Raw genomic sequence first — 25,221 nt, 5'->3', positions numbered from 1 at the left:
TGAGGTCTCGATGCAGCGCCCTCGAAAGCGAAGGCCGGCAGGGTTGATAAGCCCTCCCCCTCATCAAGCCAGCGCCAGCTATCGCCCGAAAGATTCTGCAATGAAATCAATGGACCACCGACGTAGACGGTTGTTCGCCGGCGCGCTTAGCTAGTCGAAAAATTCCGGTCAGCTGATTTTCAGCTGTCGACGCGCTTGTCTCCCCGATCCTTGCCTTCGGATGATGCATGCTCGATGACGGCATTCATTTCCGCACCGAACAGCAGTACCGCCGCCGAGATATAGAAATAGAGCAACAGCACGATGACCGCCCCGATGCTGCCGTAGGTGGCGTCGTAGTTGCCGAAGTTCTGCACGTAGATGCCGAAGCCTACCGAGGCGGCAATCCAGACGATCACCGACAGCACCGAGCCCGGCGTGATGAAGCGAAACTCCTGCTCCACGTCCGGCGTGACGTAGTACAGCAAGGCCACCACCAGCATCATCAGGATCACAACGACTGGCCAACGCAACCAGGTCCACAGCGTCACGACTATCTCTTTCAGCCCCACCTGATCGGCAAGCCATGCCATTACCTGCGGGCCGGTCACCATCAAAGCTGCCGTCGCGAGCAGAATCAGCGCCAGTCCGATGGTGTAGGCGACCGCCAACAGCATCAGTTTCCAAGTCGGACGGCCCTCTTCGACGTCGTATGCCTTGTTCATCGCGTTCATCAGCGAGCGAATACCGATCGACGCGGACCACAGCGCAACGAGGATACCCACCGATAGAACACCGCTCTTCTGCGCCTGCATCTGGTCAATCACCGGATTGACCAGTTCCAGCGCATCGGGCGGCAGCACAAGCGACACCTGCTCTCGTAGCCAGTCAAAGAACGTCTGCAGATCGAGCATGCCCAGCATGGCGATCAGGAACAGCAGAAAGGGAAACAGCGAAAAGATAGCTCGATAGGCCAACGCCGACGCATAGGTCGTCATGTCGTCGTTGTTGAACTCCTTCAAGGTGCGTTTCAACAACTCGAAACCGCTGATTCCGCGCGTCTCCAGCAATGCCATTGCTTTTCCCCCGAGCCGTCAAAATAAACCCTTCCAAAAAATGGGACGACCAGTCGTAACAAGAGTTCGCCGCGGTTCGCCCCGGCCGTCGTCGGCCAGCGGTGGCAGGCGGTTCGGCCAGCACGTACAGGAGCATGCGCGGCCCATTATTTCTCGGCGCGGCGAAGAGGATTGAAGCCAGCGGCGGCATCGGCCAAGGAACTTTCAGCCGTGGCGACGCTCTTGATGGAGTCTCCAGTTCGGCCTATCGCTGACTGCAGGCGCAACCGCGCAGCGCAACGATCGGTGCAGCTGGAGTGTCCTGTCCCGACCCTCGGCTCGCCCCGGCATTGCCATTCGGATACGTTAGACATGGCTTTAGTCGTTATTGCGACCGCAGGAGCATTGAATGAAATCGGCATATGCAACGGACGCCCCACAACCAGGAATGAAAGCCGATCTTCTTAAATACGCCAGGCTAATCATCACCAAAGGCAGCGGAGCTGGCGCGACCCTCGGCCTGAATATTTTGCTGGCGCGGCTGCTCGTCCCTGATCTGGCCGGTACGGTGTTTTTCTGCGTCGCACTGGGCATCTTCCTGTCGCTGGTGGCCCGGCTAGGGCTGGACATTGCGTGCCTGAAGAATATTTCCTCATTGAGCGATGGCCAGCAGCGCCGCTATTTCCACCGCGCACTGGGTCTCGCCGCGTTGATGAACGTACCGGCATTCCTGATCGGCCTGGTCGTGGTGTATTTCTCCAAAACCACCCAAGCGTATTTCGCTCATGCCGCGGTGCTCTTCGCCGTCACCGCCCTCGGCCTGTCACTGCTGAGCATCGCCAGCGAGACATTGAAAGCCAAGCATAAAACCAGCGAGGGATTGTTCTGGCAGACCGCATTCCAGCCGGCACTGACATTGCTGCTGGTATCGGTCAGCGGCAACGACCTGACCACCGTGGTGGGCTGCTTTGCCATCAGCTACGGCCTGGCAATCTTCGGTTCGATATGGCGCGCTAACGCCAGCCTGCCTGCTTCAACGTCAGAGCGCGCGCTCGGCTGGCGAGACATGCTCATTCTCTGCGTTCCGCTGATGCTCATCGCTGTGATGAACAGCGTCATCGAGCTCTCCGATACGCTGCTGCTCGGTGTGCTGCGCTCGGCTGGTGAAGTCAGCATCTATTACATCGCCGCAAAGATCGCCGCCCTTTCGACCACCCTGTTGTTCATCATCAACGGCACCATCGGCCCGGACATTTCCAGACGTTGGGCCCGACACGACCGTGCGGGTGCGTTCGCCATGGTCAGGAAATACTCGCGCTTCATGCTGGCACTGGCTCTGATGATCCTGCTCGCCATCGGCCTGCTGCGCGAGTACATCCTCGCCGTATTTGGCGCCGAATACCGTGAACAGGGCGTCTATCCCCTGCTGGTCCTGGCCATCGGCTATTTCTTTGTACTGGCCGCCGGGCCACTGGGCATATTCATGACCATGACCGGCAATCATCGCCGCTACCTGCACAACAACATAGCGGCCTGCGTGATCAACCTCGCGCTCAACCTCATCCTAATTCCGCGCTATGGCGTCAATGGCGCCTGTTTCGCCACGGCCGTGGCGCTGACACTGAAAAACGCCCTGCTCTACCTGCAGTTCAAACAAATCGAAAGGAGTCCGACGCCATGACTGACCGGGTTAACGTAATCGCTTACGGAGCCTATGACCGGCACAACTATGGCGACCTGCTCTTTGCAATCGTCCTCAAGCGCTACCTGGAGGCCGACGGTCGCTTCAACGTGCTGGTCGCGGCAACCAAGAAGTCGGACCTGTCCAGCTATGGCGCACTGCCGACCGTCCCGCTGAAAAAAGCCCTGGAGGCCACGCGCCGGCAGCCCAAGACCATGCTCATCGTCGCTGGCGGCGAATGTCTGACGGCGCAATGGGAAAGCATCATCGGCTATCTCGCGCCACAGGCGATTTACTACCCGATCAAGGCTAGCCCCTACCTGATCGGCCACAAGGCATTCATTCGCCTGAGTCGGATGTTCACCTCAATCCCATCGGACATTCCGCTGGTCCTAGGCGAGCGCGATCTGCCGGGCTACAAAGTGATGTACAACAGCGTGGGCGGTAACGAGATCAGCCGCAAAAAGCCGCTGATCCACGAGGCGATTAAGCGCAATCTCAAGGACTGCACCTATATATCGGTTCGCGACCGCGAAACGTCCGCCGAGCTGGATAAATTGGGCGTCGAACACAATCTGGTACCGGACAGCGCCATTCTAATTTCCGATATCTTCCCGCAGCAGATCGACCCAGCCGAACCCGGCCATATCGTGTTTCACATTTCCGACCATCACGCCAAGCGTCGCATCGAGGCGATCGCTCAGCAACTGACCGAACTCAACGTCAACACTGGCCTGAAGATCGCGCTGCTGACCATCGGCAAGGCGCCCGGCCATTCCGACGACGGCCCATTGGACAAGCTGCATAGTCTGCTTGGCGATGAGCGCTCCTACCGCGTCGACAGCGGCAAGATCGAAGACATTATCCACTGCATCGCTACCAGCAAGCTGTATTGCGGCACCAGCTTGCATGGCGCCATTACCGCCTTAGCCTATGCTGTTCCGCAGATCGCATTGCTTCCGCAGCGAGTGGTCAAACTGTCGAGCTTCCTCGAAACCTGGGTACCCAAGCAGTCGTGCGGGTTCGCAGAGGTCCCCCAGATCAGTCAGATCGGCACCAACCTGATCAATTCGTTCGGCGAAAGCCAACGAGCCGAACTAAGCGCCGTGGTCGAAGCTATGAAAAGCCGCGTGCGCGCCAACCTCGATCACATGGTCGCGCTCTACGACCAGGCCCAGGCCGAAAGCGAGACACATCCAAGCCAGGTCGCTGAGCAAGCCGCGATTGCAGCGAACTGAGTCGGCAATGTTAAAGGCGAATAAAGGGCCCGCAGCAATGCGGGCCCTTTCGTTGATGAAAGAGCGCCCGAGGCAACTTGGTGAAACTGGCGAGATACTTGCCCCGTTGCGGCCCGAAGTGTCGCAGGCGAGCCATTCAGGCTCGGGAGAGATCTGGTGCACTGGTCTCTATCGGAAGGACGGCAGCGCACCAGCGAAAGCTAGAGCAACCCTTGAGCGCCTCCGCAAACCACAAGCAGCGATGCCAACGGCAATACCCAGCGCGAGCGCCAGGCCAGCAGCAGCCCCAGCGACACGCCGGATAACATCACCAGGCAGAGCCAGACGATCGTACCGACCTCACCGCCCTGGCCATAGACGCAGAGCCATAAGGCAAAGCCGAAGCAGCCCACCGCCAGACACTGTATGACCGGCGTGCTTGGCAAACGAGTATTGGGAAGCAAAAGTCCTCGGTGACGCGGCATGGCCAGGCACAACAGCATCATGGCCGAATAGGCCAGCGCGAAAGCTAATAACAACACGCTCATGCCTCCTGGGCCCGATTGGCTTGCTCCCGAACCGCAGTCGGTTTCGAAGCAGCGTTAAAGCGCCACGCGCAGGCGGCACAGATCAGACCCGCAACGATCAGGAACAGGTCCACCGATGCCAGCGCCCAGTCGGCACGCGCCAGGGTTGCGACCAGGTGACCCTCCGTTGTCATGCCATTAAGCAGGGGCAGTCCGAGGGCCAGCACGGCACCAAGCAACAATTGATCGCGCAGCAAACGTCGGCTGTGCCGGCGCCGCAACACAGACCAGAGCGTAATCAGTATCCAGGCACAGACGAACACCCAGCCTTCGGCAACGCCGCGTTCGGTGAGGGTTGCAGGGATCAGCCGATTGCCCCACAGCAAAGCCAGACTGGCCAGCGGAAGGCCTACGAAGACCGAGGCGTTGAGTGCTCGCACCCAGACGAGGCTGCTGTCGCCGCGCTGTTCGCGCTTGGCCAGCCAGACTTGCAGACCGCCGATCAGCATGGCGCAGCCGCAAAGCCCCATCAGCAGATACAGCAGACGCACCAGAGTGCCGCCGAACTGCGCCATGTGCAGCCCAGCCAGCCAGACATACGCGCGGTAACCCGTGGAGGCGTCCTGACGATTGAGCAGCTCGCCGCTGGCGGCGTCGTAAGTGAGCGTGTCCTGCGGCGAGCCGATACGCGAGCCATCCAGGCGACGCACATCCACCACAGCCGAGGCGTCACCGGGATGGTGGACGCTGACCCAACCCACTTCGGCACCGTCCCACTGCCGGCGCGACTCGGCGATCAGCGCATCGAGCGACCTGGGTGCTGCGGCCGGCTGATGAAGTTCGTCGCGATGGTAGCTGCCCATCACCTCGCCGAAATACTCCATTACATTACCGGCGTAATTCACCTGAGCAGCGGCCGGCATGTAGGACGCCACAAATATCGCCACGCCGGTGTAAGCCAGCACCAGATGGAAAGGAAAGCCGACCACGCCAAACAGGTTGTGCGCATCGAGCCAGGCCCGCTGCCCGTTGGCCTTGGGCCGCAGGGTGAAGAAGTCCTTGAAGATGCGCCGATGGACGATCACGCCTGATACCAACGCGACAAGCATGAACATGCCGGCCAGGCCAACGATGTACATGCCGATGTCACCGGCATGCAGGTTGTAGTGCAGCTTGAAGAAGAATTCCCCGCCGACGGTTTCCTGCATAGGTTCGGCCTGCGCGCTGCGCGGATCGAAGGCAACGTTGTGGAAGGTCTCGGTGCCGTCCACTTCCCAACCGAGTCTCCAGTAGGGCTCTCGCTCGGTTGGGCCGTGCATCCAGAACGCATGCAACTCCTCGCTTACGTTGCGCTGCAGCCAACCACGCACGTCGTCTGCGCCCAGGCTCGACACTACATCGTCATGCAGTGCGGGGCGCATCCAACGGGTTAACTCCTTGTCGAAGCAGGCCACCGTACCGGCGAAGATAATTACGAAGAGCAACCAGCTCGGCAGCAGCCCGCCCCAGGTGTGTAATCCTGCCATGCTCTGGCGCAGCTTCATGGACGCGTCCTCCAGTCACCGGAAAAAAATGCAGCTAGGCTCAGTACCGCAGTCAAGCCGATGAGCAACAGCCATACGCGAGTGGCGCTGCGTGCGGCGAATACGTAGATGGCAACCGAGGTCCAGACCGCGAAGCTGGCCAGGCTGGAAAAAACCACACGATCAGGACGCGTTAGCGGCAGGTAGACCGACAGAAAAGCGGTTACGGCGTACGCCAAAGCGTAGCCTCCGACCAGCGCGGCAAGTACGCGCGATGCAATGTTCCAGCGGCTCATGGATAGGTTGCGGCTCACCTTGAATGTTCCTCCGTAGCAGGCCGATGCGACTCAGCGGCCATCAAAGCTGCAACTCGCGGTCGCCACAACCATGCGGCGATTTGCCGGTAATACAGTCGCCGGGTGACAGGCATAGTGCGGGCCGGCACGCCCAGAATCATCGGCCGCAACGAAAGCAGGGGCGAAGCGACAATGACATTCGTGGAGCCCAACCTTGCTTATTAACGAGAACCTCTATTGTATTGATAAGTATTCTTATCTAAAAGATAAATATCTCATGCTCGTTGGGCTGAATGCCGTTTCTTAGCGATTAGCTCCGCTTGGGATCTTTTCCGCACAGGAGTAGCCGCTTACACGTCCGGTTCAACCCACCTTTCCGAGTATGCAGGCTCCCGACGAAAACGTTCTCTGCTGGTTTACTCAGCGCAGACCCCGTCACCGTTATTTGCGACCAACAGGCCGGTCAGGAAGCTTAAGAGAAAACCCCCGCGCTGGCTCACAGTCCCCAGTTGCCGGCGACTACTCCCATGCGTGAAAAGCTGGGCGGCTGATCGGATCAAATATCAGCTGAGCGACCCTGAGGAGCTTCGGACAGCCATCTACAGTGCCAGTCGTGCCATGATGATGACAGCAAAAACGCCTTGGGCTCCGCCGGGCTATAGAGGTCTTCAGTTGCTGAGCGACCAAACTGATGTCAGCACCTTTGGTGTTAGCCAGGCGCACACCCACGCCAGAATGAAAAAAGGCCCACATAAACGTGAGCCTTGATTTTATTGGTGCCGGTAAGAGGAGTCGAACCCCCGACCTTCGCATTACGAATGCGCTGCTCTACCTACTGAGCTACACCGGCATGAAGCGGCGCATTATCGGATTTCGCCGGTGTGGACTCAAGGCCCACACCGGTGAAAGTACCGCATTCGCTATGCGGTATCACGGAGCGTCATAAACCGGCGGAGGTGGAGCCGGTCGAATTCGCTGTACTGGCCGTACTGGAGGGTGAGCGATTGGCTTCGCCGTTGTTGGCGCTCTGTTTGACCTGCTCCGCAACCTCTTCGCCTTTGGCAGATACTTTCTGGTACCCCTCCTCGGCCTTGTGGCGAAGCTTGTCGGTCATGCGGTCGCTCATTTCACCCAGCGCTTCATCTTCACGCCGCGTTGGCGGAACCGACGCAGCGAGCAACGCACCCAACGCAATACCGATGGCGCCGAGCGCCAAAGGTTGCTCCTGAAGCAGCTGGTTGAAGCCGCCGCGAGCCCGGTCGGCACCGCCCCGCAACCGTTCTGATGCATGGCGTTTGGAATCGCTGGCTCGAGCCCGAGCATTGCCGAGCGACTCGGAGACACTATGGGTCATCTGGCTGGCTTTATCCTTTATTCCGGCGCCCTGCTCTTTAAGGCCCGCAGTCTTGGCGGAAAGCTTTTCGCTCATCGAAGGGCCAGTCGATCCAGCGCCATAACTGTTCGTAGTTACGTTCGAATGCGGCTGGCGGTTCTGCCCTGCCATCATCCAGAGCAAGCCGACGGACGTCAGCACCGTCGGTACCGGGTTAGCCTTGACCGTATTGCTCAAATTGGCGAAGAACTCGCCTCCACCGCCCTTTACGTAGCCTAGCGCGGTGTCGATGAGTTCACCTGGGGACAGCTTGTTTTCCAGCGCATGCACGATGTTGCCAATTTCGGCCCGCTGCTGGTCTATTTCGCGCTCCAGCTCTGCGGGATCCTTCTGCGCTTCAGCATCTATCTGGTCACGTGTGCTCATGATGTATGCCCCTTAACGGCTTCTTTATCCTTGTTGACCGAGTGAATGGTGCGCTCGGGTTTGAACGAGGACGCCTCGAACTTCTTCTTGCCAGCGGACACCATGATCAAACCGATCACCACCACCACACCGCCGACAATTAGCGCGGAGAGCCAGGGTTCCATGACCTTGCTCAGGCCATAGACGGCGGACATTAACAGGACAATGAAACCACCGAGCAGGACGGCTCCTCCGGTCGCAACGCTCGCCGCGCCGGCCTTGGTGGCACGGATGGACTCGCTCAGCTCGGCTTTTGCTAGGGCCAGTTCCTTGGTAATCAGCGACGGCACTTCATGGGTCAGTTGGCGCAGCAGACCGCCTACAGAGCTATCGTTTTCGGCACGCAGGCCTGCTTCTGGCGTATGCCCGGTAGTTGTGGTGGTCGTTGTCTTATGTGCTTCACTCATGGGAAAAGCCCTCCGTCAGTACCTTTGCCGTCGCGGCTGGAAGTGGAACCGAGGCCAGTCCCCGATGTGGAGCCCAACCCATTGCTACCGGTTCCGGTTCCGGTTCCGGTAACTGCACCGGTTCCGATTCCGGCACCTGCTCCCGTTCCCGTTCCGGTAGTAGACGTTGTGGAGCGCGAGGTACTGGTTGCGGACGAAACGCCGGCATTGCTGACGCTACCGATGGATCCGGGTTCGCCGGTGTTCAGCCGGTCGTTGAGCTCATCCTGATCGGAGCGATACCCATCGCGGGAGGAACCGTATTGACTATTCGATGAGGAGAAAGAGGTGGAGCCGTCATGATGGCCGTAATCGCCCTGTGTGGCTCGTTTGCTCGATGCGCGGGCGAAACGGGTCAACCCGAATCCCAGCGCGACGCTGCCAGCGATGAACAGGCCCGGATTGTTCCGCGCCAACTGATTCACGTCCTGAAACAGCTCGTCCACGCTTTTACCGCGCAGATCCTCGGAGAGCTTGACCATGCTTTGCGCCATGGTGGAAACATAGTTGGACAGACCTAGACGATCCTGCCCCTCCAGTTCCTCGGCGGCAGCCTTGGCGCTCTGAGCAACTTTCTCCAGTTCGTCGGCGGCAGTTTCGCGATAGCCTTCGAGCTGGCTTTTGCCTTGGGTCTTTACCTCGTCGGCGGCTTGCCTGGCCTTGGCTTTGGCATCTTCGGTCATGTGGCCGGTCGACGTGCTTGGGGTTGACTGGCCAGTAGTGGAAGTGGATGTCGCAGAGGCGGTGTCGGGGCCGGTCTTGGGTAGGCCACCGTAACCAGTGATTTCTTCGTCGGGTGTAGTCATTTGATTCACCTTTTATATGGCTTGGCCGGAAGACCACGGTCCGTTGCTACACAGCAGCAGTGGTGAACCGCGAACTGCGTAATTTCGGTGCGCACATATAAGGTGACCGGGGCGCTATTTTCGAGTTCCATTATTTTGGCGCGCCTCCAATAGCGCGCCCTGGTTAAGAGCAAACAGCTGCAGCCCTGGCGATCAAGATGTTTAGCTAATGGCAAGTTGCCTTCAACTCTACTAAAACCCGCGTCGTGATTGAGCTTAAGCGAAACGGTATAAGCAACAAGCGAAACGGACTATCTGCCGATAATGAAAAGACAATTAGCCGAACTTATCGGTTGAAACTAGCAGCAAACGAAACTGCAGCCGACGAGCAGCATTGCCAGAAAATGTATTGGCAATATTCGAACGCAAAAAAAACGGGCCCGAGGGCCCGTTTCTTTTATAGCGGTCGCCGTTACAGCGGACCAATGGTGGAGCAGGTTTTCTTCGCAGAGGCATGCTTCTGCAGCGGTGCCAGTTGCGGACGGTGCTTACCGCTTGAAACGTCCAGTGCCATGATGTTCTCACCCCAGCGAGGACCGGCTGCCCAGTAGGTGCTCGGGATGCAGTTCTCAGCAAGGTAAGCCAGCAGCTTGTCAGTAGCGACTACGGCAGACGGAGAGAAGTCCGGAATGCCATGCTCACCAATGTAACCACGCAGCTTGTTCTTCTTCAGCCACTCGACCCACGGTTTGACTCGCTCGACGCCCAGGTTCGGGGCGAAGGTTTCTGCACGATTACGGTAGGTACCCGAGTAATCGCTATCCAGATACTGATGCGCTTCATAGACCAGGTTGTTCTTCGGATCGCGCATCCACGGATCGTTGATCAACTGGGTGTTGTACTTCTGCCAATGGAACGCGCTGGAGTAACGGTCGCCAGCAATCATGATCCACTTGGTCGGGTCGACCTTACGGATTGCCTGTCCGGCTGCCTGCGCAGTCTGCGGCCAGAGGTTGTTACCGGTGTTGTACGGCTCGTTCATCAGACCATAGCCATACAGGGCCGGGTGCTTGGAGACTTGTACGGCGATCTTGCGCCACGTCTCGGCAAACTGAGCACGCGGTACCTCAGGCGAGTTGATTACCTTGCCGTAGTAGCGGTAGTAGTTGTGCATATCAAGGATGACCTTGATGCCGTACTTCTGAGCGTAATCCAGCGACTGCTTGATGCGCCCCAGTTCCGCTGCGTCCAGCTCGGTACCCAGCTTGGGCTGGATGCGCTCCCAGAGGAAGCCCAGACGTACCAGCTTGAAGCCGAGGCCGGCGTGCCGCTTGTAGTAAGACTCGTCGGCGTAGGTGTAACCCTTGTTGTAGATGCCTGGGACAGTGCCCGGATCAAATACGCCCGAACCAAAGTTCACGCCCACAAGATCGATACCACTGCCATCACTGACCACCGGAGTCGTGGGGGCCGGAGTAGGCGCTGGAGCCGGTGTTGGTACCGGAGTCGGCGCTGGCGTGGCGGTGGAAGGCGTCGTGGTGGTGGTACCGGAGACAACGCTGATGGTCTTCGGATAACCGACGGCGCTAGCCGACAGAGCGCTGCCGCTCAGCATGACCGAGAGGTGTGCGCCTACGTCATAGACAGCCGCTACCTTGCGAACCTGGCCATCGGCCAGTTTTACCGATGCACCGGCAACGAACGCAGCCTTGTTGGCCGAGGTGTCGGGGACGGAGAAACCGGCCGCCTTACGGTAGACACCGTTCTCCCAGTCAGAGTTAGTGAAGCTGTTCAGTCCGGCTGTGTATGCCGTGCTGGGTGCCGCCGGTGTCGGCGTAGGGGTAGGCGTAACGGTAGCCGGTGGCGTAGTTACAGTGCTGCCGGACGCCACGCTGACAGTCTTTGGATACCCAACGCTGCTTCCAGAAAGAGCAGAGCCGGCCATCATGACCGACAGGTTGGCACCCGAGTCGTAAATTGCAGTGATCTTGCGTACCTGACCGTCGGCCAGCTTCACCGAAGCACCCTTAACGAAAGCTGCCTTGTTGGCCGCGTTGTCAGGAATAGAGAACCCAGGCGACTTGCGGTAGATGCCTTTGTCCCAATCCGAGTTGCTGAAATTGTTCACGGTGGCAGCGAGCGTGCTGCTGGGTACAGACGGCGCCGGGGTCGCTGTGGCCGGAGCATTAGTCGACGCAACTACCGTACTGATAGTGCGTGGAGCACCCACTTTACTGCCGTCGAGCAGACCGCCGTCTACATAAACGCTGAGATTTTTTCCAACTACGTAGACCTTGGTGATCTTGCGAACTTGGCCATCAGCGAACTTGATTTGTACGCCGGGCTTGAACGCTGCGATTGCGGCGGAGCTAGCCGGGACCGAAAGAGCCGCGGTCCGACGCCACACACCGTTCAGAAAATCATTGCTGGTGAATTTGTTAATAGACGATGTAAAGGCAGTCGTCGATGCCGCGCTTACTGTGATGGCAGCAGTCGCTTCTCCGCTAAAAGCAACAGCACTGAATACTGCGGCGAGAGCGATGGAACGAACAAGTGCTTTAGGGGCACCAGTAAATACATTGATAGACATTCAGTCTCTCCGGAACTTAATACTTCAAAAGGCCGAAGCCTTTAAAAAAGTGGCGGGAGGTTAATTAAGTCGTACAGGCGCTTACTGGGTTGATGTCTCACTAGGCGCAACCGGACGAACCGCTTGGCAAGGACGCCGGATTACCTTGGTGGGGAACCCGGCAATCCGTTGCGTGGCGGCTTTATAATAGGTTTTTAAAAATACACAAAATTTTTTTGACGGACTTAGATCGCCAATGTACCGCCACATTTTTGACCGGCTATTAATCCGCTATTAGTACATGGCTTTTTGCTATCGCGGCTAATAGGGCGTGAGAGGCTTTAAACCGTTTCGGCAGGATCTATTCGGGCGTCAGTTTTTTGAATCAATGCCTCGGCAGGTTTGCTCTTTCCTATAAATCAACCCGACGAACGGTCACAGCGGCTTTCGCGCTTTTTTGGTCGACTTATAAGCAAGCGATAGGATTTTCGGCTTCGTTATTTCCCGAAATGCCGCAGGTCAGCAAGCGGAGCAGCCTATGAATCAGCACACATTCGAGATTGGTAATCACGTCCCGTGGAATTCTGAGGTTGGCTATGTGACGGGCCGCATCATCAAAGTCATTACCCAGGACACCGAGTACAAAGGACGCACGCGAAGAGCCACTCCGGACGAGCCTCAATATGAAATCCGGAGCGACAAAACCGAACACACCGCGATGCACAAGGGCAGCGCACTGGGCAAGATTCAGTGAATGCACCGCTGCCACAGCAGATCTGGACGATCGGCCACTCCACCCGTACTGCCGCGGCATTCATAGACCTGCTACAGCAATACGGTATCGGCGCGATTGCCGATGTTCGGCGCTTCCCAGGATCGAGGCGCTTGCCTCAGTTCATGTCAGCGAACTTGAAGGCAGCGCTTGCTGAACATGGGATTGGCTATGAGTGGATAGAAGAACTCGGTGGACGTCGCCGACCGCCAACCGGCCCAAGTACGAGCGCATGGCGCAACGCTTCCTTCCGAGGCTATGCGGAGCATGTGAAGTCCCGCGAATTTGCCGGCGGCCTGCACCGGCTTTTATGTCTGGCAGCTGACCAGCCAACTGCAATGATGTGCGCAGAAGTCCTTTGGTGGCGGTGCCACCGCTCCATGGTTTCAGACGTATTGAAGTTGAGAGGTATTGAGGTCTTGCACATTCAGGACGAGCAGCGAATGACTGAGCACCCCTACACGTCGCCCGCAAGATTGATCGACGGCGAATTGACCTACGAGGAAGGCGTGGGGGAGCCGCTGAAGTTAGCCAAGCCAACCGCTATCAGAGATAGCTGACACACCGGCTGTAGAGAGGAAAGGGAATCGGCGATCAAGACCGCGTCGGCAACAGATGAGCTTCGCTCAATGACGCCGGACCCTAGGCAAGAGATGGTGGCTATAAAAGCCAGGTGAAGCGGGGGCGTGATGGCGTGATGGCGTGATGGCGTGATGGTAGAGCTGTTGCGTTTAGAAACTTTTCTGCCACTAACGCTTCATATAACGGACTGATTGTTCATCAGGCATAGGGGGTTGCCCATGATCCAGCCCATACGATGACGCATCCGCAGGGGATAACGGCAGAGCGTGCTTGTTCAAGCAAACAGCTCACAGGGAGAAACGTTCAGTGCCAAGCTTAGACCTACCCGAGAAGCTCGTCGCAGCCAGGCAACGATTAACGGGCGGGTCCTCAGCCAATGTGTTCAAAGGCATGGCGACGCTTGCGGTAGGCAATGGCCTGGCCAGGGTTGTCGGTCTCGCAGCCATTCCGATTCTTACTCGAATCTATAGCCCTGAGCATTTTGGTGTTCTTTCGATTTTTACCGCCCTGCTGTTAATCCTTACTCCATTGATGACGCTGCGCTATGAGGTAGCCGTGCCGCTGCCTGGCAGAGACGGCACCGCCATGAATCTAATGGCGCTGTCAGCGATCCTGATCGTCGCGACCTCTCTGACGCTAAGCTGCGTGCTCTGGCTGGCCGGTCCCATACTGTTGACGATGGCCTCAATGGAGGCGCTCATACCCTACCGCTGGCTACTGGCGATTGCCCTACCAAGCGCCGGACTATATGAGCTGCTGCTGATCTGGGCGGTGCGCCGGCGCGCCTACCCTGCTATTGCGCGTACGCAGTTGCAGCAGAGCGCTGTCGGCTCCATCGCTAAAGTTGCGCTGGGTGGCATGGGAATGGCTTCGCTCGGGCTTTTGGCTGGCCAGGTGCTGGGCGCTGGCGCGGGGACGGTGACCCTAATGCAGAGGTTTCAGGTGGACGCGAAACGCTATTGGCGCCACGTCACACTGAGCCGGATCCGGTTCATGGTGCACCGCTATAAAGGTTTTCCAAGCTATCGCCTGCCCTCCCAATTGTTGCTGCTCCTGTCCAGTCAGGCACCCCTGCTGCTGACTGCATCGCTCTACGATCCCAAAACCACCGGGCAGCTGGGGCTGGCGCTGATGACGCTGGCTTTGCCAATGAATCTGTTAGGGCACACGACGAGTAAAGCCTACTATGCCGAAATTGCCTCGATCGGCCGCAAACATCCGGCAAAAATTCGCGCAATTACTTATTCGGTAATCAAAAGATTACTGGCGCTGTCACTCGTCCCCACCCTGATGCTGTTGGCCTTTGGCAGAGATTTATTTTCCATTGCGTTTGGAGAGGAGTGGGTGCTCGCGGGCGAATTGGCTTCGATGCTAGCGATCTATCTGATGTTTCAGTTCATGCATGCACCGGTGTCTCACCTGCTGGCGATTTACGAGGGGCAACGCCTTCTGCTGGCGTTGAATCTGCAACGCGCAGGACTGACGGCGGCCTGTTTCGCGGCAGCGCATTTCCTCGATCTGCCAATCACCACGGTGATCATGCTTTACGCCCTAACGCTTTCGGCACATTACCTGTTCAGCCTGCTGTTGACCCTGAAAGTCATTCCGAGCCACGGCGCGGATAGCTGACGGCCCCACCCTGGCCCATCAGCGGATATTCCATCGCGGCGATACGCCAACTCAAGGTTCGCGCTTGAGTTCACTCCAGCCACCGACACGCCGTGTGCTCGAGAAGGCGTTGCGCGACAGATAATAGAAGAACATTGGGATACCCACGGCGTAGCGCTTGAACAAGCGACGGGGCTCGATGAGCATGCGGAACGCCCACTCCAGCCCGAGCCGGCGAAAAAGCAACGGGGCACGCGGAAAGCGCTGCGCCGAAAAGTCCAGGATCGCGCCGCCACAGATCAGCAATGCACGGGTATCCATCGCCTTTTGCAGATGCAGGGCCACATGCTCCTGTTTGGGCATGCCCATCGCCAACACGATGATCGGAAAGCGCCCGGGCACATGATGCTGCCGATAGAACTCCAGGTACTCCTCGGACCGCTTGAACCCGTCGATCGCATGGAACCGACGATCCCCGAAGAGTTTGCGTGCACCATCGCTCAGCCAAGGCTCACACGTCCCCATGGCGAACAGCTCGTAGCGATCTTCGAACTCACCTACCAGATCTTCAATCAATTCCGGAATGAAGTCGGACCCATTGAGATTGGCCTTCGGATCAAGCCCGTTGAACAAGCATGCGATCTTGATTCCAATACCGTCGCGCAGCAGGTAGTTCACCTGGAGAAAGCTTTTCAGGACCGAAGAATGGCGCTGGGCGATGTTGTAACCGTGTTGATTGAGGAATCCGAGAATGGTCGGCGATTCACGCTTCCTCAACTCGGAGATAAAAGGACCCGTATCAGTTTCATCCAGTAGTTTTAGCTTCCCTATCAAAGGATCCATCCTTTTGGTGAGGGGATTTTTCATAAATAGCTTCTCTGTCTGCAAATCAAATGAAAGTCGTTAAGGCTCACTGCGGCCACCTGATGGGCGTGCACACAGGACGGAGGATTCGTCTGGAAAAAAACTGAACAATGCCTGGCTCTGCCGGACAAACGAAGCAGCCGCTCCCGCGGAATCTTCCCTAAGGGTAAAAAGAGGTAGTCAGATGTTAAGGACACGTAGCGCTTCGAAACGATCAAAAGGAATACTCCTCGGACTCGCGCTTGTGGTCGGGAGTGCCGCTAGCGAGGCAGAAAATATCGATTTGATCGGAATGAATATTGGCGGCGCCGCGTTTTCTGGCAATGTCATACCCGGTAAATATAAAACAAATTATTTCTTCCCCGCTCCCGGCTACCTTTCGAAGTGGAAGGCCAAGGGCATCATGACCATTCGTTTCCCTATTATGTGGGAACGCCTGCAGCATGAGTTGAACGGAGAACTTGACGAAGACTATGCACAGCTGATCGAACAGACATTGCAGCAGGCTGCCGATAACGACATGGGCGTTATCCTCGACATCCACAATTATGCCCGTTATCGGAAACAGATCATTGGAACTGAAGCTGTACCGATATCGGCTTATGAGGATCTGCTGGAACGCATCGCCACGCGTTGGAAGGATCATCCGGGACTTTATGCCTACGACATCATGAACGAGCCACACGGCGCCGATGAATACTGGCCGGTCGCAGCCCAAGCCGGTATCGACGCCATCAGAAAACATGACAAGAAGCGGCCCTTGTTCATCGAGGGCAACTTCTGGTCGAGCAGTTTCCGCTGGCCGAAATTCAATGATCCGCTGTTGCAACTGAAAGACCCCTCCGACAAGTTGATATTTTCCGCCCATCTATATCTTGATAAGCACGGTAGCGGACAATACAAGGAGCCGCTGGAGAAAGACTTCGACACCATGCTCGGCGTCAAACGCGTCAAACCTTTTATCGATTGGCTGATCAAGCATGACAAACAAGGCCATATCGGTGAATTTGGTATTCCTTCCGATGACCCTCGCCTACTGGAAGCGATGGATAACTTGCTGGCTTACCTGCAGCAACATTGCATTCCGATGACGTACTGGGCGGCAGGTTCGTCCTGGGGCAAGTACAAGCTGTCCGTCGAGCCGAAGGACGGCCAGGACCGTCCACAATGGGAAGTGCTCAGCAAGTACGTCGGTCAAGGAAACTGCAGCCGCATCGGGCCCAACCACTGAGGAGCAACTGCACGGTTTTGGCCGCATCAAGTGCGGCCGAAACGGGCGCATCAGCTCTTCGACGAGGATGCGACCGGTACCCATTTGCCCAGAATAGATCTAGCCTTGCCGACCACCTTCGCCTTCAGGCTGTGGCTTTTGCGCAAAGCATTTGCCTTGAGGTTATAGACCTGGCCTGGCACGTACATTTCATTGGTCTCGATGCAGTACACCGGCTTGCCACTGAGCTTCATGATCTCGACGGCCTGTCTGACTTCGCTCTCGACGAACAGCCGCGTCAAAGGTTGTTTGGCATAAACCTCCGCCTTGAACCTGTGATGGATATTCAATCGCCGGCGCTCTTCAGCGGTGGGCAGATCGAGCATATGCAGGGTGCCGTACTGCACGCCATTACGCTGCAGCCACTCCTCCGTTTCGGCGCGATACTTTTCCAGGCGGCTGGTTACCAGATGCGCCACCTTGACCGAAGGAATGAACAACGGGCGCGTGCCACTAAGGAAGCCCCGATAATTCGGCCCGTCATCGTTTTCCTCGATGGTCGGGTCGACACAGAGCACACCGTCGATATCCAGGCAAGCCTGCGCCAGAAACGGGTGATGCATGACGTTCCATTCGAACACGCGAGGCTGCTCGACGAGCTCCAGGTACACATCCACATGATGTCGATTCTGCCGTTCGGCAAATACCGCCATGGTCACCACATGCCCGTCGTAGACCGCGCGGACCTGCTCATCCGCGGCTCGCATCGATTTGGCCGAGGAAATGCTGTCATCGACCAACAGAATCTTTTTCGCATCCCTGGGTTTGATCAGTTCGGCGTGTTTGTAGGTGCGGGTATTGCCTTTCTTCAGGTCGTCGTTGCGCAGAAACGAATAGAGATCCGTCAGTGGCAGGTTCTGCTTCAGCGCGATGACGCTGGCTACCAGCATCCCGCTTCGGGGGATGCCAACCACCAGATCGATATCGTTTGGAATCTTGCCGGCACACTCAGTGCTGAGCCGCGATAGGTCATTCAGGCTTCGGTAATTCATCGAACACTCTCCTATGCCCTGTTCTAGTCCATTTCCTTGATGGGAAACCTGTCTACTCCTTCAACGCCCCAATGACGCACGCAGTTGTTTGGTATGTGTATGCACGTAATGCAGCGCATAGAGTGCCAAGGCGTTGGGTTTGGAAAAATTCAGAAAGCGGGTTCTGATATCCATATCTTCACGGATCGCCTCAAAGCGTCGTTTATGCGAAACGCCGGTGGTATCGAAGATACATAACGGAAATGACAGTTGCAGAACCTCACGCTGAAGATCCAGCCCTTGCAGAAATTCAAGCAACAGGCAGTAGTCCGCAGACAATTTGTAATCGAGCCTGAATTCGAATTGACGCAGCCGCTCATTTTCGAAATACATGGTCTGATGACTAGCCGGAAGACCCAGTGGCGCGCGCTCAATGGGCCGTGCACTGATGAGCTTCAAATCGCCGCCAGCGTCCTTGCGATAGAAATCACCATAGGCGAACTTGGGTATGGTCGTCGTATTCGACAACTCGCCATTGATACGCTCGAGCACCGCCGGATCGGCAAGCGAGTCACCACTATTGAGGAACAGCGTATAGCCGGACGTCTCGACTGCACGCAGGCGCCCCTTGTTCATCGCATCGTAAATACCTTTGTCCGGCTCTATGGTTATTTCCGCCTGATCGTCATCCAGACTCCTCAGCCATTCGCCGCTGCCGTCTTTTGAAGCACCGTCGATAACGATCCAACGAAAGTTTCGGTAGGTCTGGCTAGTCAGGCTCCGATAGGTTTCCTTCAGGCCATCCAGATTATTCCAGTTTATAGTTACGATACTGAAACTGACCATAATTCACCTGTTCGAGATTTGCCGTAAGAGGAGTATCTGCTGTTTGCAGCTTGGCGTAATAAAGGAAGAACGCCGCCGCCATTCCATAAACATCGCCAGAAAATGTCAGTGCATTGGAGAGTGCAATATTCAGCATGCTGACCACGAAAGACAGTTGTAGCGCGGCCAGAAGACTGCCTTTATTCGAGCATTGGCGCATTATCCAGATGAAGCCGCCATAGAAGATCAAAGCGGCTATAGGGGCCAGGAATCCATACCGATAGTAGACGCCGAATATCCCGACGTCGGCGAGGTAGAAGTGCGAGTTATAAATTCGCGAAAACCCGCCCTGCCATTGCAGAGACAACGCACCCATGCCGAAATAGTTGTTGGCGCTGATGGCATCGAGAATGATCGAGACGGTTTTTTCCCGCACGCCTGGACCCGCAGTGGCCTCGAAGAGCAACGCATCGAATCGCGCGTATTGCTCATGATAGAACTCAGGGACCAACAGATATGACACCACCAAGATCGCCACGCCGAGCACGCCCATCTTCATCAGCGAATCGATACGCTTGCGGAATATCCACATACCCGCCACGGCCCAGACCACCATGGTCTGCCTGGTCTGCATGACCAGCCACAGATAGGCCACGAAGTAGAGAAGAATCAACAGCCTGCCGATAGTGACCCGATCCTTCATGCTATACATCAGCATGAAGGCCGAAATCGTGACCACGGGCGCTCCGATACGGAAGCGATTCGGCCGCAACAGGTCCTCGTATTGAGTCCAGTCGTCGACGGTAAAGGAAGCCACCTTGTTCTGCGGAATAATCCCCAGATAGTAGGCAAAGCCCAGCGTGGCGCAGAACAGGGCGACGTAGAGAAAGTACTTTGCCACTTCTTCCTGGGTTGGAGACGCCTTGATCAACAGGAACAGGGTCGGGAAGAACACCAGATATTGAAAAAAGCGACGCTCTTCCAGCAAGCCATACGCCAGGGGCTGGCCGAAGTTCAGATTGGCGAGCACTGCGGATATGACCGGCAGCAGGCAGCCCATGAAAATGATCCACAGGCTGGTCTTGGATTGGTAGACCCACTTCCACGCCACGAACAGACAGGCCGTCGCTGCCAGGACCAGCAGCAGGAACACCTCCTGAAAGTACGGAATTCCCGCCCGCTTATCATCCGTCAGGAAGAAGCAGGTGGAGTTCAGCAACAGCAGCATGAACAGCAGATTCTTGTACGCCAGAACTTTCCTTAACAAGCGGCTTTCCCCATTTTTCCAGACAAGACGTGGCGAGCAAAGAACCGAGCCGGCCTGGTTTGGCGACTTTTAGAGACGGTTCACCACGGCTAGGAATCATGTGCCATGGATGGACAACAACAGCGGCAAAAAAGTCCGCTGCTGCTCAGTCGAATGCGTCGCGTTGCTCGTCCGGCGCAATCGCCTTACCTGTCCCGGCGCCTAACATCGATCACCTGATCGGCACCGCCGTCTCTTATCGCGCCACTCCATTTTGCGCGTACCGCGGGCCGTGGCCCGATCTTTCAGTGTCGAGCCAGATGCTGGTTTTCGACGAACCAGCGATAGGCATCGCGCAGCCCATCTTCCAGACTGATGCTGGATTGCCAGCCAAGGGCTTTGAGGCGAGAAACGTCCATCAACTTGCGCGGCGTGCCGTCCGGCTTGCTGCTGTCAAACGTCAGCTGGCCTTGGAACTCGGTGACCCGCGCAATGGTTTCAGCCAATTCACGAATGCTGCAGTCGACCCCGGTTCCGACGTTGATGTGAGACAGCATCGGCTGGGTGTGGGACTGGTAGGTCTCATCATCCAGCTCCATCACGTGCACGCAGGCCGCGGCCATGTCGTCGACATGAAGGAATTCACGCTGCGGCTTACCGCTGCCCCAAATGACCACTTCGTCGTCGCCGCGTTGGGTCGCTTCGTGGAAGCGCTTGAGCAGCGCCGGCACCACATGGCTGTTTTCCGGGTGGAAGTTATCGTTGGGGCCATAGAGGTTGGTTGGCATGACGCTGCGGTAATCGCGACCGTACTGCCGGTTGTAGCTCTCGCACAGCTTGATGCCGGCAATCTTGGCTACGGCGTACGGCTCGTTGGTCGGCTCGAGCACACCGGTGACCAGCGCCTCTTCCTTCATCGGCTGCTCGGCGAACTTCGGGTAGATGCACGAGGAGCCAAGGAACAGCAGCTTGTTGACGTCGTTGCAGTGCGCCGCGTGGATGATGTTCGCTTCGACCATGAGGTTCTGGTAGATGAACTCGGCCGGATAGGTGTTGTTGGCGTGGATGCCCCCTACCTTGGCCGACGCCATATAGACCTGATCCACCTTATTTTCTGCAAAGAATGCGTTCACTGCCGCCTGATCGACCAGATCCAACTCCTCACGCCCACGCGTGATGAGGTTGCGGTATCCCAGCGCTTGCAGGCGACGGACGATCGCGGAGCCCACCATGCCGCGATGTCCCGCAACGAAAATACGTGCGTCACGATTCATATTCAGTTCTCCAATGTCACTGGAATGTCGAAGCCGTGCTCTTTGAGCAGGGCGTGGCGCTGGGCAACTTTGAGGTCTTCACGGACCATCTCGGCGCACATTTCCTGCACACTGATTTCAGGCGTCCAGCCCAGCTTGTTCTTGGCATTGCTCGGATCGCCGAGCAGAGTTTCCACTTCCGCCGGGCGGAAGTAGCGGGGATCGATGCGGACGATGACGTCACCGACATTGAGCGCTGGCGCCTTGTCGCCTTCGACGCCGGCAACGATTGCACGTTCATCGACTCCGCTGCCTTCGAAGCGCAATTCGACACCAAGTTCGGCGGCGGACCATTTGATGAACTCGCGAACTGAGTACTGAACACCGGTCGCGATGACGAAGTCTTCGGCTTTTTCCTGCTGCAGCATCATCCACTGCATGCGCACGTAATCCTTGGCGTGTCCCCAGTCGCGCAATGCATCGAGGTTGCCCATGTGCAGGCATTTCTCGAGGCCCTGAGCGATGTTCGCCAGGCCACGGGTGATCTTGCGGGTCACGAAGGTCTCGCCGCGGCGCGGCGACTCGTGATTGAACAGAATGCCATTGCAGGCATACATACCGTAGGCTTCGCGGTAGTTGACCGTGATCCAATAGGCGTAGAGCTTGGCCACTGCATAAGGCGAACGCGGATAGAACGGCGTGGTTTCCTTCTGCGGAATTTCCTGCACCAAGCCGTAGAGCTCGGAAGTCGAGGCCTGATAGAAACGGGTTTTCTTTTCCAGCCCCAATAAACGAATGGCCTCGAGGATGCGCAACGCGCCCATACCGTCGACATCAGCCGTGTATTCAGGCGACTCGAAGCTGACCGCGACGTGCGATTGCGCCCCCAGGTTGTAGACCTCGTCAGGCTGCACTTCCTGGATGATACGGGTCAGGTTGGACGAGTCGGTCAGGTCGCCGTAATGCAGAATCAGGTTCTGATGCTCGACGTGCGGATCCTGATAGATGTGATCGACCCGCTGAGTATTGAACAGCGAGGCGCGGCGTTTGATGCCATGAACCTCGTAGCCCTTCTCCAGCAGAAACTCGGCGAGGTAGGAACCGTCCTGGCCCGTAATTCCGGTGATCAGCGCGCGTTTCTTTTCCATTTCAGAGTACCTGTAGGTTCCAGATGACAAGAGGAGTGGTGTGCGATGCAAGGCGGCCATGGCAGGCGCGACCAAGCGCCCCGCCCCGCCGGATAGCTTTAGATTGATTGTTGGCAGCTGAAGTTAACGAAGCGTTACTGCCCTGCCCGCCTCGGACGGACGGACTGCTCATGCGAGCATTTCCTCGTACAGCGCCTGGTACTGCCGAGCGATGACCGGACTGTCAAAGGTGCTGATGATCTTTTCTCTCGCATTGGCCGCGAGCTGTGGATAATCGGCCTCGCCGGTGACCCACTCGACGCCCTCGGCGAGGCCACGGGATTCGAAAGGCGCAGCCTTATAGCCGTCGTGCAAGTGAGTCACGATGTCCTTCGGGCCGGTGGCATCGAAGCACACCACGGGCGTGCCGCAACCCATGGCTTCGGCCAGCGTCTTGCCAAACGCCTCCATCAAGCTCGGTGCGATGAAGACATCCGCCGCCGAATACAGCAATCGCAGCGAAATGCTGTCGTGCAGATAGCCAAACGAGGTGTAGTCGAAACCCAAGCTGTCGGCGATGGACTGATCCAGCTTGCCGAAAAAGCACAGGTGGTACTTGGCCGGGTCGAGGTGCTTGAGCATCTCGAGGTATTTGCCGAAGCCCTTGTAGGTGTCCTTGGCGCTGGTACAACCGGTAAGGATGATCTTCTTCTCGGTATTCAACCCCAGCAGTTGCCGGGCCAGCGGCTTGTCCAGCGGAAAGAACTCGCTGGCATCGACATTGTTGTGAATGGTGCGTACGTCGAAGTCGCGGAACAGCAGGCTCTGCCTGGCCTGCTCGGACACCCAGTCGCTGATGCCGATCATCTTCATCGACTTGGGCAGGTACTTGCGCTTGCGGTTGATCACGAAGCGCGACAGATCGCGATCGGAGGAGCTACCGAGCTGATCGCAGCTGCCGCAACCGGTGGCGAACTTCTCGCAGCCCATGGCGTAATGACAACCGCCCGTCATCGGCCACATGTCGCGCATGGTCCAGACCACCGGCTTGCGCAGCTTGGCCAGGTGCTTCATGTCGACGAAACCGCCATTGATCCAGTGCAGATGCACCACGTCGGCCTCGCGGCACTCGGTGCTGTCGGTGAAGTCGGCGCCCATCACCCCGGCACTGAACATCCCCGACTGGCGCCCGCTATAAAAACTGGCGAACGCTTGGTCGGCCTGGCTTCTGGCGATGCTGATGATCTTGTCTTTCTTGCTGCGACTGACCGACACCACCGAGGTGTCGCCATGAGTGACCTGGCTATTGGTGTAGACGAGGGAGTCGACACCCAGTGAACGCAGCCCCTGATGCAGCCAGTACGCGCCGCGAGCAGCACCTCCGGTCAGTTCGCCAGCGACCAAATGTAAAACCTTCATATCAATCGAAACTCTCTTGCGGATGCTGGGCTTCCGGTTGCCGGGCCCTATGTTGCTGAGCCGCGTACCACCGGCGCGAGGCGATCAGCACGATCACCATCAGCGACGAATAAATGACGATGCTGGCGACGGCGAAGGCCTGGACGGTGGCCAGCGCGTTGCCGATCAGCAGTGCACCGACGAACAGCGAAAGCACTCGCAGGCTGGTACTGAACATCTCGAACAGGAGGAAACGGCCTTGCAGCGACAACGCCGGCACCGCCACCACACAGGGGCGCGAGACGAAGATCACGTATTCGGCCAGCGCCAGCCAGCGTGCATACTCGCCCGCGACGTGCCATTGCTCACCGAACACCAGCGCAAACATCCAGGGGCCGAGCACAGCCACCAGCGAAAATGGCACCAGTCCCACCAGTCCCAGCGCGCTGGTCGCCTTCAGCAACATCGCCGTGACCGGCTCCCGGTCATGGATTGCGCGGCTGATGCGCGGGTAGTAAACGTCGGCCACCGACTTGCCGATCAAGTTGGTCGGCATGGTCAACGCTTGCTTGCACAGGGCGAAGAAACCGGCCGCGGCCGGGCCGAAATAAGCCGCCAGCACCAGCGTTGGCAGGTGCTGCGAGACAGCGTTGATCAGCATCACCGGCGCGCGAAACTTGGGAAAATCACCGTGCCGGCGAGCCAGCTCGAGCATGCCCGGGTGGTCCTGCGCGGTTTCGTCCGTGTGATTGTCCTGATGGGGCCTTGCACGCAGCATTGCCAGCGCCAGCATCGCTGCGTGCAAGGCCTGTTGCAGCGCGGTGGTACAGACCAATACCAATGCCGAAGACTGCACAAGGCCAGCAAGCGTGCGCATCGAATTGAACAGCAACGAGTGCCCCACCGCCACGCTCGCGGTGATGCGGAAACGCTGGGTGCGGAACAGCCATTGCTGACAGATCTCCAACGCCGCACCGCAAAACATCACAAACGGGATGAGCAGCAAGTACGGCTGGATAATCTGAATCTCCAGCGTTGCAGCTAGCCGATCTCCAAATACCAGCAGCGCCAGGGCAACCACCGTCGCCAACGCCAGTGCGATTGCCAACGCCAGACGCACCAGCCCTCGGGCATCGCCATCACGCTTGGGCAGCACGATGGCGATCGGGTAGGTCAGTGCCGCGACCGGAATCAGCATCATGGTCACGCTGAGGAAGGTGCCCAGGACGCCGTACGCTTCCGGCCCGTAGATGCGGGTGATTACCGGCATGAACGCCAACGTGATCGCCTGCGCGCCGGCGGTGCCGCTCACCACGGTGACGATGTTGCGCAGCAACTTGCTTCGCGTGCTGGCGTGCAACAGCGCCACCAGCCTTTCCCGAATGGGGGAAGGACTGCGCCGAACGCTGGACTGATCGATGGCACTCAC

General features: G+C 57.6%; 22 protein-coding genes and 1 tRNA gene. 6 read left to right on the top strand and 17 right to left on the bottom strand.

Annotated elements, in window-relative coordinates:
* Positions 1–179: 179 nt before the first annotated feature.
* Complete coding sequence (locus CH92_RS06035; RefSeq protein ID WP_025240881.1) at positions 180–1,055, bottom strand: YihY/virulence factor BrkB family protein; 876 nt, start codon at positions 1,053–1,055, stop codon at positions 180–182.
* Between the two features lie 388 nt (positions 1,056–1,443).
* On the opposite strand from CH92_RS06035, the gene CH92_RS06030 reads away from it, so the two are divergent.
* On the top strand, positions 1,444–2,715 hold the full coding sequence (locus CH92_RS06030; RefSeq protein ID WP_025240880.1) for a lipopolysaccharide biosynthesis protein: 1,272 nt from the start codon (positions 1,444–1,446) through the stop codon (positions 2,713–2,715).
* The gene (locus tag CH92_RS06025) at positions 2,712–3,953 is read left to right on the top strand and encodes a polysaccharide pyruvyl transferase family protein (RefSeq protein ID WP_025240879.1); all 1,242 of its coding nucleotides are present in this window, start codon (positions 2,712–2,714) and stop codon (positions 3,951–3,953) included. Before CH92_RS06030 ends, CH92_RS06025 begins: the two co-directional genes overlap by 4 nt.
* Before the next feature lie 200 nt (positions 3,954–4,153).
* Here CH92_RS06025 and CH92_RS06020 read toward each other — a convergent pair whose 3' ends face one another.
* The 8 genes from CH92_RS06020 to CH92_RS05985 form a co-directional block, all read right to left on the bottom strand.
* The gene (locus CH92_RS06020; protein WP_038622861.1) at positions 4,154–4,480 is read right to left on the bottom strand and encodes a DUF3325 domain-containing protein; all 327 of its coding nucleotides are present in this window, start codon (positions 4,478–4,480) and stop codon (positions 4,154–4,156) included.
* Entirely contained in the window at positions 4,477–6,003 is a 1,527-nt protein-coding gene (locus CH92_RS06015) for a PepSY-associated TM helix domain-containing protein (protein WP_025240877.1), read from the bottom strand. The genes CH92_RS06020 and CH92_RS06015 overlap by 4 nt, the downstream gene beginning before the upstream one ends.
* The gene (locus tag CH92_RS06010; RefSeq protein ID WP_025240876.1) at positions 6,000–6,296 is read right to left on the bottom strand and encodes a hypothetical protein; all 297 of its coding nucleotides are present in this window, start codon (positions 6,294–6,296) and stop codon (positions 6,000–6,002) included. Before CH92_RS06010 ends, CH92_RS06015 begins: the two co-directional genes overlap by 4 nt.
* 756 nt (positions 6,297–7,052) lie before the next feature.
* A tRNA-Thr gene (locus CH92_RS06005) sits at positions 7,053–7,128 on the bottom strand.
* 90 nt (positions 7,129–7,218) lie between these two features.
* A complete protein-coding gene (locus CH92_RS06000; RefSeq protein WP_025240875.1) occupies positions 7,219–8,037 on the bottom strand; it encodes a DUF3618 domain-containing protein in 819 nt (272 codons plus the stop codon).
* Positions 8,034–8,483, bottom strand: a complete 450-nt coding sequence (locus CH92_RS05995) for a phage holin family protein (RefSeq protein WP_025240874.1) — start codon at positions 8,481–8,483, stop codon at positions 8,034–8,036. Before CH92_RS05995 ends, CH92_RS06000 begins: the two co-directional genes overlap by 4 nt.
* The gene (locus tag CH92_RS05990; RefSeq protein ID WP_025240873.1) at positions 8,480–9,328 is read right to left on the bottom strand and encodes a hypothetical protein; all 849 of its coding nucleotides are present in this window, start codon (positions 9,326–9,328) and stop codon (positions 8,480–8,482) included. Before CH92_RS05990 ends, CH92_RS05995 begins: the two co-directional genes overlap by 4 nt.
* A 451-nt stretch (positions 9,329–9,779) precedes the next feature.
* On the bottom strand, positions 9,780–11,897 hold the full coding sequence (locus CH92_RS05985) for a glycoside hydrolase family 5 protein (RefSeq protein ID WP_025240872.1): 2,118 nt from the start codon (positions 11,895–11,897) through the stop codon (positions 9,780–9,782).
* Between the two features lie 517 nt (positions 11,898–12,414).
* Between CH92_RS05985 and CH92_RS05980 the strand changes: the two genes are divergently transcribed.
* The 3 genes from CH92_RS05980 (at position 12,415) to CH92_RS05970 (ending at position 14,859) form a co-directional block, all read left to right on the top strand.
* Entirely contained in the window at positions 12,415–12,630 is a 216-nt protein-coding gene (locus tag CH92_RS05980) for a DUF2945 domain-containing protein (protein WP_025240871.1), read from the top strand.
* Positions 12,627–13,208: a DUF488 family protein gene (locus tag CH92_RS05975; RefSeq protein WP_025240870.1), complete on the top strand. Its 582-nt coding sequence runs from the start codon at positions 12,627–12,629 to the stop codon at positions 13,206–13,208. Before CH92_RS05980 ends, CH92_RS05975 begins: the two co-directional genes overlap by 4 nt.
* Before the next feature lie 328 nt (positions 13,209–13,536).
* The gene (locus CH92_RS05970) at positions 13,537–14,859 is read left to right on the top strand and encodes a lipopolysaccharide biosynthesis protein (RefSeq protein ID WP_235206202.1); all 1,323 of its coding nucleotides are present in this window, start codon (positions 13,537–13,539) and stop codon (positions 14,857–14,859) included.
* A gap of 51 nt (positions 14,860–14,910) precedes the next feature.
* On the opposite strand, the gene CH92_RS05965 is transcribed toward CH92_RS05970, so the two are convergent.
* Positions 14,911–15,726: a WecB/TagA/CpsF family glycosyltransferase gene (locus tag CH92_RS05965; protein WP_235206201.1), complete on the bottom strand. Its 816-nt coding sequence runs from the start codon at positions 15,724–15,726 to the stop codon at positions 14,911–14,913.
* A 160-nt stretch (positions 15,727–15,886) separates the two neighbouring features.
* Between CH92_RS05965 and CH92_RS05960 the strand changes: the two genes are divergently transcribed.
* The gene (locus tag CH92_RS05960) at positions 15,887–16,933 is read left to right on the top strand and encodes a glycoside hydrolase family 5 protein (protein WP_025240867.1); all 1,047 of its coding nucleotides are present in this window, start codon (positions 15,887–15,889) and stop codon (positions 16,931–16,933) included.
* A 50-nt stretch (positions 16,934–16,983) separates the two neighbouring features.
* On the opposite strand, the gene CH92_RS05955 is transcribed toward CH92_RS05960, so the two are convergent.
* The 7 genes from CH92_RS05955 to CH92_RS05925 form a co-directional block, all read right to left on the bottom strand.
* A complete protein-coding gene (locus CH92_RS05955; protein ID WP_025240866.1) occupies positions 16,984–17,964 on the bottom strand; it encodes a phosphoribosyltransferase family protein in 981 nt (326 codons plus the stop codon).
* A 60-nt stretch (positions 17,965–18,024) separates the two neighbouring features.
* Complete coding sequence (locus CH92_RS05950) at positions 18,025–18,789, bottom strand: glycosyltransferase (RefSeq protein ID WP_025240865.1); 765 nt, start codon at positions 18,787–18,789, stop codon at positions 18,025–18,027.
* The gene (locus CH92_RS05945; protein ID WP_025240864.1) at positions 18,752–20,035 is read right to left on the bottom strand and encodes a hypothetical protein; all 1,284 of its coding nucleotides are present in this window, start codon (positions 20,033–20,035) and stop codon (positions 18,752–18,754) included. The genes CH92_RS05950 and CH92_RS05945 overlap by 38 nt, the downstream gene beginning before the upstream one ends.
* A 284-nt stretch (positions 20,036–20,319) precedes the next feature.
* Positions 20,320–21,288 (bottom strand): GDP-L-fucose synthase, encoded by a 969-nt coding sequence (gene fcl / locus CH92_RS05940; protein ID WP_025240863.1) that lies wholly within the window; start codon positions 21,286–21,288, stop codon positions 20,320–20,322.
* Positions 21,289–21,290: 2 nt separating this feature from the next.
* Positions 21,291–22,415, bottom strand: coding sequence for a GDP-mannose 4,6-dehydratase (gmd, locus tag CH92_RS05935; protein WP_025240862.1), 1,125 nt, complete (start codon positions 22,413–22,415; stop codon positions 21,291–21,293).
* A gap of 168 nt (positions 22,416–22,583) precedes the next feature.
* Positions 22,584–23,813 carry a glycosyltransferase family 4 protein gene (locus CH92_RS05930; RefSeq protein WP_025240861.1) on the bottom strand — a complete coding sequence of 410 codons (1,230 nt, stop codon included), beginning with the start codon at positions 23,811–23,813 and terminating at the stop codon, positions 22,584–22,586.
* Between the two features lies 1 nt (position 23,814).
* Positions 23,815–25,221: a lipopolysaccharide biosynthesis protein gene (locus CH92_RS05925; RefSeq protein ID WP_025240860.1), complete on the bottom strand. Its 1,407-nt coding sequence runs from the start codon at positions 25,219–25,221 to the stop codon at positions 23,815–23,817.

This window comes from Stutzerimonas stutzeri, from assembly GCF_000590475.1.
Taxonomy (GTDB): Bacteria; Pseudomonadota; Gammaproteobacteria; order Pseudomonadales; family Pseudomonadaceae; genus Stutzerimonas; species Stutzerimonas stutzeri_D.
This window is presented reverse-complemented; position numbering and strand designations above follow the sequence as displayed.